12 protein-coding genes and 1 pseudogene are annotated in these 8,618 nt (G+C 49.5%); 6 read left to right on the forward strand and 7 right to left on the reverse strand.

What is annotated here, in order from left to right:
• The first annotated feature begins 104 nt into the window (after window positions 1–104).
• A complete protein-coding gene (gene fliE, locus C7434_RS21390; RefSeq protein WP_006119561.1) occupies window positions 105–416 on the forward strand; it encodes a flagellar hook-basal body complex protein FliE in 312 nt (103 codons plus the stop codon).
• Between the two features lie 758 nt (window positions 417–1,174).
• On the forward strand, window positions 1,175–1,465 hold the full coding sequence (locus C7434_RS21395; RefSeq protein WP_033742072.1) for a hypothetical protein: 291 nt from the start codon (window positions 1,175–1,177) through the stop codon (window positions 1,463–1,465).
• A 255-nt stretch (window positions 1,466–1,720) separates the two neighbouring features.
• Here the strand turns inward: C7434_RS21395 and C7434_RS21400 are convergent, their stop codons facing one another.
• Window positions 1,721–1,918 (reverse strand): hypothetical protein, encoded by a 198-nt coding sequence (locus tag C7434_RS21400; RefSeq protein WP_006119494.1) that lies wholly within the window; start codon window positions 1,916–1,918, stop codon window positions 1,721–1,723.
• Between the two features lie 249 nt (window positions 1,919–2,167).
• Here C7434_RS21400 and C7434_RS21405 point away from each other — a divergent pair, with 249 nt between their 5' ends.
• Window positions 2,168–2,434, forward strand: a complete 267-nt coding sequence (locus tag C7434_RS21405; RefSeq protein ID WP_006119493.1) for a hypothetical protein — start codon at window positions 2,168–2,170, stop codon at window positions 2,432–2,434.
• A 37-nt stretch (window positions 2,435–2,471) separates the two neighbouring features.
• Here the strand turns inward: C7434_RS21405 and C7434_RS21410 are convergent, their stop codons facing one another.
• A complete protein-coding gene (locus C7434_RS21410; RefSeq protein ID WP_033742070.1) occupies window positions 2,472–2,711 on the reverse strand; it encodes a DinI-like family protein in 240 nt (79 codons plus the stop codon).
• Window positions 2,712–2,886: 175 nt separating this feature from the next.
• Here C7434_RS21410 and iraP point away from each other — a divergent pair, with 175 nt between their 5' ends.
• Window positions 2,887–3,183, forward strand: coding sequence for an anti-adapter protein IraP (gene iraP / locus C7434_RS21415; protein WP_006119490.1), 297 nt, complete (start codon window positions 2,887–2,889; stop codon window positions 3,181–3,183).
• A gap of 130 nt (window positions 3,184–3,313) precedes the next feature.
• Here the strand turns inward: iraP and C7434_RS21420 are convergent, their stop codons facing one another.
• Complete coding sequence (locus tag C7434_RS21420; protein WP_006119488.1) at window positions 3,314–3,637, reverse strand: DUF6388 family protein; 324 nt, start codon at window positions 3,635–3,637, stop codon at window positions 3,314–3,316.
• Window positions 3,638–3,878: 241 nt separating this feature from the next.
• Between C7434_RS21420 and yedD the strand changes: the two genes are divergently transcribed.
• Window positions 3,879–4,337: a lipoprotein YedD gene (gene yedD / locus C7434_RS21425; RefSeq protein ID WP_033742068.1), complete on the forward strand. Its 459-nt coding sequence runs from the start codon at window positions 3,879–3,881 to the stop codon at window positions 4,335–4,337.
• Between the two features lie 82 nt (window positions 4,338–4,419).
• Here yedD and amyA read toward each other — a convergent pair whose 3' ends face one another.
• The 4 genes from amyA to fliD form a co-directional block, all read right to left on the reverse strand.
• Complete coding sequence (gene amyA / locus C7434_RS21430) at window positions 4,420–5,901, reverse strand: alpha-amylase (RefSeq protein ID WP_033742066.1); 1,482 nt, start codon at window positions 5,899–5,901, stop codon at window positions 4,420–4,422.
• A 104-nt stretch (window positions 5,902–6,005) separates the two neighbouring features.
• Window positions 6,006–6,365: a flagellar protein FliT gene (fliT, locus tag C7434_RS21435; protein WP_033742064.1), complete on the reverse strand. Its 360-nt coding sequence runs from the start codon at window positions 6,363–6,365 to the stop codon at window positions 6,006–6,008.
• Window positions 6,365–6,775 carry a flagellar export chaperone FliS gene (gene fliS, locus C7434_RS21440; protein ID WP_033742062.1) on the reverse strand — a complete coding sequence of 137 codons (411 nt, stop codon included), beginning with the start codon at window positions 6,773–6,775 and terminating at the stop codon, window positions 6,365–6,367. The genes fliT and fliS overlap by 1 nt, the downstream gene beginning before the upstream one ends.
• Window positions 6,776–6,789: 14 nt before the next feature.
• The gene (gene fliD / locus C7434_RS21445; RefSeq protein WP_033742060.1) at window positions 6,790–8,187 is read right to left on the reverse strand and encodes a flagellar filament capping protein FliD; all 1,398 of its coding nucleotides are present in this window, start codon (window positions 8,185–8,187) and stop codon (window positions 6,790–6,792) included.
• A gap of 252 nt (window positions 8,188–8,439) precedes the next feature.
• On the opposite strand from fliD, the pseudogene C7434_RS21450 reads away from it, so the two are divergent.
• Window positions 8,440–8,618: pseudogene (locus C7434_RS21450) on the forward strand (flagellin FliC); the annotation flags it as partial.

The following is an 8,618-nucleotide window of genomic DNA, read 5'->3' on the forward strand; positions in this document are numbered from 1 at the left end:
ATAAGCCACGGTTTTTAGCGTCATTTAGCGGCTTTGTCTTATTGACAATGTGTTAACTTCTCCCCACGTCAAAAATCTTCATCTTTTTTAATGAGGTAGCAACCATGTCAATTCAGGCAATCGACGGTGTTTTACAGCAGTTACAGATGACCTCGCTTCAGGCCAATAACAAAAGCGATGAGGTCAACAGCCATATCGATTTTGGCGCGACCATGAAGGCCGCTCTGGACAAAATCAGCGAAACCCAGACCACCGCCCGTAGCCAGGCGCAGGCGTTCGAAATGGGGAAACCCGGTGTCGCTTTAAACGATGTGATGGTCGATCTGCAAAAATCGTCTATCTCCATGCAGATGGGGATTCAGGTCAGGAACAAGCTGGTTTCGGCCTATACCGACATCATGAACATGCAGGTGTAGTCGGGAAAACGGGTCTTTATTATCAGGTATATGCCTGGCGACGTTGAGTTGGGACAAGAGCGACACAGAATGTGGCTTTACCAAAAGCGCCTTCTTGTTGCTTTATACGTGTTCAACGATGCAATCGTACACCTGATAACCTTTCCTGATGCGTTCAGGCCATGCCAGCCGCGCGCGGTAGCCGAGTTGGGCCTGTCAGGGCAGCGTCTGAGACGCGATTATCGCACCACAACCTGCCTCATCATCCCTTTACTTCAGACATCTACCTGTCGGTGTTTATTCTCCTTTTCTTGCCGAAAGAAAATATATCCTGCATCTTTATCCTTCGCTTCCGTGCAGGCGTTCACTATGACATTTTCGCTGTGCCGGTTACGGCTGCATGACGCCATCCGCTAAAGTATTTTCAGCACGGTTCCTGCGTCAAAAAATATCATTTCTAATGTTGTAATTTTTCTACGACTTTTAAAAGCAAAATTAGTTAGCTTAATAACTAAAAATATCCCTGAAGGTGGGAAGTAAAAAATGAAATACTGAAAGCAAAAGATGTAATCTGGTATGTATTCGTAAGCCAGCAAAACCTGTTTACCTTAACGGCGACGCGGGTTGCGACAGCAGCGTAACAGGCACCACGCGGCTTGCATCCCCGGTTACACATCAAACGGAAATATTCCTCTTCTAATCTAATTAAAATATTTAACTGTTTAAATCTGTCGCCTGATATTAATGTCAGCATTCATTCTGCTCACGGATATAACAACATGAGATACTTAATTCAAACACTTCTCACGAACTCAAAAAGTGGTGAGCAGATTAAATATGAAGTCTATTCGGAAAACCGGAAGTCAGATTTTATAGATAAAATCCCGGAAGGTTCCTGCACAGTGATTTCTTACAAACTGACTGAGGGGACGATTCAGTTGCTGGATCGGGATGTGAATCTGCAACCGTTATTCGATGCCCATCGACCGGCGCAGGATGTTTTTTATCCAGACGGCCCTCACCGGATCAATCTTGAGATGCTGGTCGATTATTTAAATCAGCAAGCCTGATCACGTGCAGAGGGGGCCCGCTCCCGTATCCGGCGGTTTTCTGCGCCTGCGATCCGTGTGAATAAAGGGCCAAAGCCTGTTGCCCGCCCGTCCCTGACCGTTGCCAGGCGAGCAGCCCACATGCCAGGCCAGCTGGGTTAACGAGCAGGGAGGCATGGCTTCTCATCCTGCTGGCCTTAAAATAATGGCTGCACCGGCTTCAAAGCATGGGGCAGATCACCGTCTGCCCCGGTTAAGTGGGCAGACGGTGAGATGTCATGATGCTTTGAAAGGATCCTTTTTATCATCCTGACTGTCATCATTTTTTCTGGGCACTTCACCGTGATCTTTCGGTGCATCGTTTGCGGGATGATCATCTTCCTCGTAGGCATTTCCCGCATTAGGTGCGGCTTCGGGTAATCCTTTGCTGACATCGCCTTCATGTTTACGTTTATCATTACTTTGGTTGTGCATCGTTTGCTCCTCTTTGTCGTCCTCTAAGTCTAGACCAGCACAACAAAGCTGTGAGCGGAGACCCGTCAGTATATTTATCATCACGTAAGGACGGGGTATGACACTGCCGTTTTCCGCCTGACCACGGCGAGAAGCCATGTCCTGTAAAAGTGACTTCCGATTATTCCTAATGCAAAACCGCTATATTGTCCTACCTTTAAATCTCCAGACGATATTTTCATTGGAAAAACAACCAAAAGGAAACACAGCATGAGTGATTCAATCGAAACCAAAAGCAAAACCGATTATCTGCGTGACGTGGCATCCCAGTTGAAAGAAATGCGCCACTATGCGCAAACGAATACTGAGACGCTTTCCGCCCATTGGTTAGCCTTTGATGCCGGTGAATACAAGGATGAAGGGAATGCGGCCCGTATTGACGCATTACTGAATAAGCAGGGAACGTTGCTGGAAGATCTGGAGAAAGCCATTCAGGATATTGAAATTGAAATCAACCACAGTGAGCAGGAGAGTTAAGGTATCTCCCGCTAACTGAGAGGTGGCGATTAACGGATTAATCCGCCACCAGCCAAAACTCGGCTTCATCAAACATTTCTTCCACCAGACGCGCGACAGTGGCTTTATCATTCTTGCTGAGGTCGGTTTCTATCGCGTTACGTTCCATCGGTTTCACCTTGACCTCGATGTCAGGAAAAACACGATGCACACGCTTTTCAAGCTCTGCCAATATCATGTCGCGCGCCCCTGGCAGGCCCGCGACATTACGCTTATCGTAAATTAACTCTACAAACATAATAACCATCCCTTCAGGGCAAAATCGCGTTGCCATTTTACTGTAAATAAAAACAGTATCAAGCTGATGTTTGCATGAATCCGTTTTTTAGGTCCCGCGTAGAAAAGCATTTTTATCTGGTTTACTCTGAGGGCGCTCTTAACGATATATGCGCTCACTCACCGGGAGAAGTGCAATGCGACAATTGGTTATTGATATTCTGCTTAAACTGGCAAAAATGGATGTCGATGCAAAGGAACTGACTGCTCAGGTCGAAGCGCAGTCATTGCTGGTTGCCGCTTTATTAGTCCAGGCGAAACAAGATAATGCGTTAACGATTTCTGAGACGGTGCAGGATGCCATTGTCACGGCATCGCGTTCCTCATCAGAGTTCATGCAGTCTGATATTGATCTGTTGCTCACGCACCTCAACCGATTACTGGCCGTGGCTAAGTATGTTGAGGTGAGGGGAAAGCTCGAACAAGAAGAGTGATGGCTAACGCTGGCGGCAGCGGGGTTTTCTGCCGCCAGCGAGGCCGTATCAGGGGCATTAACCGTTTGTTGTCACGACGCTGCGCAACGCCATCGCCGTTATTCTTCCTGTCCGCACAGCTGAGGTATAGCTAGAGCTCGTTCTTAATACAAAATTCTTCCCAACTCATTCCCAGAGATTCGGCATGCGATCGGAGATAGGCTTCGATGGCTTCGGCGGCGACGGCTTTATCCGGCTCTGCCAGTTGAATCGAAAAAATCATACCATCAAGATTTTTCTGGCGTAAAAAGGCGGCATAAATGCGTTCGGCGTGCCACTCGCGCAATTCACGCAGGGACATATTGGCGGCACGGGCATCCTGTTCGGTCAGTTCATCGAGTGCGGCCTGAAAATCGGCGTGGGCAGTGAAGAACATTTGGCGTGCCTGGGCATAATAAGCTTCTGGAGTTTTCATGACAAATCTCTGAGATGTAATGCAGGGCGACAGTGTAGCCTGTTGTGCCTCCCTTGTCAGGCCGGAGAGGACAGGTTCATTCACAGCGATAAAAGCGGGCAGGGAAGGGAATAAACATCCCCCGGTGCGTGATGAATTCAGGAAAAGCGCGCTTTACGTTGATTTCATCCCTCAGATATCTTGCACATCTGGCAGTAAAAATTATAACGTAGCCGCCATTAACCGGATTTAGGGATCAAAGATGAAAAACTGGATGCTGATTGCCACACTGGCGCTGAGTGGCTGCGCACAAATAAACAGTTATCAAAGTGCGGTGCAAACGCCGGCCCCGGCAACTTTACAAGGCAACTGGCAGACGGTTGGGCCGCAGAGTAACCTGATTAGCGATAAGGCGATTGGGAGTCTGATTATCAACGCGGACGGCAGTACGCTGGATTGCCGGCAGTGGCAACGGGTCATTGCGAAGCCAGGCAAATTGACGCAGCTGAATGGCGATTATGTCAATGTCACGCGTCAGTTACGCATTATGACACTGGATCTGGATGGCGGTGAGCTGGATTACGACGGGCTTACGTTGCGTAAGGTCGATCGACCCACGGTGGAATGCCAGAAAGCTTTACAGGAAGCGGCCCAACATCCCGGTGTGGATGTGATTCAGAATATCGAACCCGAGATTATGCGTCCGGTTCTGAACAAATAAATGACGCAAAGCGGTCTTAAGGACCGCTTTGCGCTGATGCGCAGGCTGTTACCGCGCCAGAAAAAGCAGCGGACCTGTGGTTTTACGCCTCAACAACCCAGACACTCACGCTGCCTGCATTACAGCGAAACACGGCGCTGCCGGCGTCGTCCGTCGTAACGGTATCGGATTGATGTCCCAGATAGTCATACCATACTTTCCCGGCATATCCTTCTCCCATTGAAATCTGTTTTTCCCCCGCTTCGCCATTCGACATAATCACAATACAGCCCGGCTTTTCAGCGGTTCCGCTGCGGCTGAACGCGACGCAGTTAGGATGGTCGAAGTAATCGGTTTGCGCGCCCCAGCCAAATTGCTGACGGGCACGAATCAGCCCTTCGAGTTCAGGAATGACCGGCATATCGACCTGATGCATTTCACCGTCTCCGCCTTCATCCTCATAGTGGGCACCGAACAGGTCCGGATAAAAAATGGTCGGAACGCCTTGCTCGCGCAACAGAATCAGCGCATAAGCCAGCGGCTTAAACCAGGCTTCAACGGGCGCTTCCAGAGACTGCAGCGGCTGTGTGTCGTGGTTGGCCACGATAGTCACGGCATGCCACGGGTCGGCTAATACCAACGAGTTATCAAAAATTTTGCTCAGGTCATAATCGCTGCCGGCTTTAGACGCCTGATGAAAATTCATATGCAGTGGGGCGTCAAACAGCAGCGTTTTGCCTTCCACCTGATTGATATATTCCTGCAACTTTTCGGTTTCAAAGGACCAGTATTCCGCCACAATAAACAGCGGTTCGTTAGCGACGTCCTGAATATGTTCGATCCAGTCTTTGTAAAACCAGGCCGGGATATGTTTTACCGCGTCCAGACGAAAGCCGGTGCAGGGGACCTGCTCCATGACCCAGCGCGCCCAGTATTTGAGTTCTTCGCTCACCGCCTTATTGCGGAAATCAACATTGGCGCCCATCAGATAATCAAAGTTACCTAACTCGTTATCCACCTGGTCGTTCCAGCCTTCAGCGGTGTAATCGTTGATAATTTTGAACACGCCGTTTTCATCGGGATTTTCAATATGGTCGACCCCGCTAAAACACTTATGATCCCAGATGAATGTCGAGTATTCGCCTGCCCGCGCCGGAAACGTAAACTTTGTCCAGGCTTCGCATTCCACGACCTCGGGATAAATTTCATCACGATTATCCGGGTTAACGCGATTTACGCTCACCTGTTCTTTCTCGTCCGCGCCCATTTTATGGTTGAGAACCACATCCAGCAGCACGCCAATGTTGTGGCTGCGCAGCGCATTGACGGCAGCCAGCAACTGCTGCTTATCACCATATTTGGTGGCGACGCTGCCTTTTTGCTCAAACTCGCCTAAATCGAAGAGATCGTAGCTGTCATAACCCACCGAATAACCACCGGACTCGCCTTTATAGCAAGGGGGCAGCCAGACCATGTTGATGCCGATGTCATTAAGCAGGGCCGCTTTTTCTGCGACTTCCGGCCACAGCGTGCTGCCATCGGGATAATACCAGTGGAAAAACTGCAAAAGGGTTGGGTTGTGCATGACAAACGTCCAGTCAGAGGAGAGGGAACTGGAAGTATGGGATAAGAGTGAAGAAATTACGCGGGTAAACTAAAAAAAGAGTGTTTACCCGCATAAGTCGGCCTTTACTGGTCTTTTGGGTAAAGAATATTACCCGCCATCTTGCCGTAAGAAGAGACAATGTTGTGTTGCTGCGTTGAGGTCGTGACCAGCGAGCGCAGTTCGCTCATACGTTCACCCAGCAACGTCTTCAGCGTGGTTTCATTCTTCAGAATTTGCTCAAGTACCGGGCGAATTTGTGCCCGCTGTAATGCGGACAGCGCACTGGCATCGTTATCACGCGCAACACGCTCGACGCTACTAACGTAAGTTGATTCGCAACTAAGCAACTCATCCCATTGTCCCTGCCGGGCATTTTCCAGCATGGCATTACTGAGCGTGAGTAAGTGTTGATATCCTTTTAGCAGCTCGAGTGGATGACTCATTAAAAGGTATCCTGCTGTGGCTGGTAATTAGGGCCAATCTGTTTCCACGCATCCGCAATATTATTGAGCAAGCCTTCGACTTCCGTAATGGCCTCAAGGTCGTTGTTCAGGTTAGCCTGTAACAGACGACGGGTCATATATTCATACAGATCGTCGAGATTAGCTGAAATTTCACCGCCAACCTCATGGTTCAGGCCTGCGCGCAGCCCGTTAGTAATGATATTAATGGCCTTAGATAAGGCGTTACCTTTACCGGGAATATCGCCTTGCTCAATTAAAATGGCAGCTTTTTTCATGGCGCTCAGGGCGCCATCAAAAAGCAGCACGACCAGCTGATGTGGGCTGGCGCTTAATACGGCGCTTTCCACACCTACCTGCGCATAGGCCTGAATACCGGACTTAGCGTACATGCTTACCACTCCTGTTATAGTTTGGCGAACTGCTGGGTCAAATAGTTACCGGTCTGGGTCATGGAGCTGACCAGGGTAGACAGACTGGTAAACTGTGTTTTGTAACGCGCCATGGTCGCCGCAATCTGGCTGTTTACTTCGTCGTACTGATCGGACAGTTTTTTCAGTGAGGTATTAATGCCGTTAGTGGCATTTTGTACCTGTCCGTCACTGGCCAGTATCTGCGTCAGTTTGTTATTTGCCTGTGTGGCAAACCCGGTTGTTTTACCGTCACCCGTCAGAAAGTTCAGGACATCTGTCGGTTGATTGGTCAGGGCTTTGTCCAGTTTGGTGCTGTCCACAGTCAGCTTGCCGTTAACGTCCTGCGTGATCCCCAGTTGTGACAGACTGGTCAGGTTTCCGCTGGCTTGTGCGCTGGACAGTTGACTGCGCAGGCTGGTCTGGATGTTACGTAAGGTATTATCACCCAACAGATCGCCGTTACCGGAACTTTGCGACTCACCCGCTTTCACCGCCGTGTATTTCGTCTGGTTACCGATAGTGGTTTGCAGGGAGTTGTAGGCATCCACGTAAGCCTGGATTGCCGCCGTCATTGGCTGATTGTCTGTGGCGACGGTCAGCGTTTCCGGTGTATTTGCAGCGGTGGTTTTCGTCAGGTTGAGCGTGACACCTTCAGGCGCGTCCGTGACGGTATTGCTGCTGCGGGTGATGGACACGCCGTTAATTTTTAACTGCGCATCTTTAGCGGCAACCTGTTCGGTCATCGCGTTGCTGCTGCCACCCGAACTGTAATTAATATACTGGGACAGCGTGCCGTCGTCCGTACTGACCGTCATCGCATTCGCTGTGCCACTGTCGCGTGCAGTCAGAGACAGATAATAGGTATTATCGTCTGCTTTAATAATACTGGCGTTTACGCTGCCTTGCTGTTTATTAATCGCATCGCGAATATCAGACAGGCTGGTTTGATCTTTGCTCAGTGTTACCGTGAGCGGCGATTTCTGCCCAGACTGGGAAATCGTAATCGTGCGAGATGCCAGGCTCTGATCACCTAAATCGGTATCTTTACTGCTGGCTGATTTTGACAGCAGCGATTGCGAAGAGGCGAGTTGAGTAACCTCAATAGAATAGTTACCGGCGGAGGCTTTGCTCGCCAGCGTGGCAGTGAAAGCGGTATTCGTGCTGGTGACTTTCGTAGCCGCAATTGTCGAGGCATTTTGCAATGCCGCCGCCGCGGTCTGCAATTTTGACAGGCCGGTTTTCACCACGCCCCAGGCGGTAAGCTGAGCGTTATAGGACGCCTGCTGCTTAGTAATAGGCGTCAGTTTAGTCTGCTCAGCGGATTCCAGGCTGCTGTAGAGAGTATTCAGGTCGAGGTTCGTACCAGCACCGAGTGAACTTACACTTGCCATGCTTTAATCCTTTACGAGTTTACGTTAAGTGAAATGGGTATCGGCAGCGAGTGGCAAAAGATTAGCCTGTTTCTGAAAAAATTGATGGCTGAATAAAACCCCTTTCTTTAATTGTCTTCCCGGATTTGGCTGGCGAAAAATTACTGAATTTTTTTTCTAAAGGTTGAACGAGGGCTGACGATAATCAGGTTGTCGGTAAGCTAGCCGAATTCAGACGCCTAATATGGCTCAATTTTTTAAAGGAAAAACATCATGGCAGTGATTAACACTAACACCCTGTCGCTGGTTACCCAGAACAACCTGAGCAAGTCACAGTCTTCTCTGGGTACTGCAATTGAGCGCCTGTCTTCTGGCCTGCGTATCAACAGCGCAAAAGACGATGCAGCCGGCGAAGCTATCGCTAACCGCTTCAGCTCTAACATCAACGGCCT

This window comes from Pantoea sp. PNA 14-12 (assembly GCF_004364735.1).
GTDB classification, from domain to species: domain Bacteria; phylum Pseudomonadota; class Gammaproteobacteria; order Enterobacterales; family Enterobacteriaceae; genus Pantoea; species Pantoea stewartii.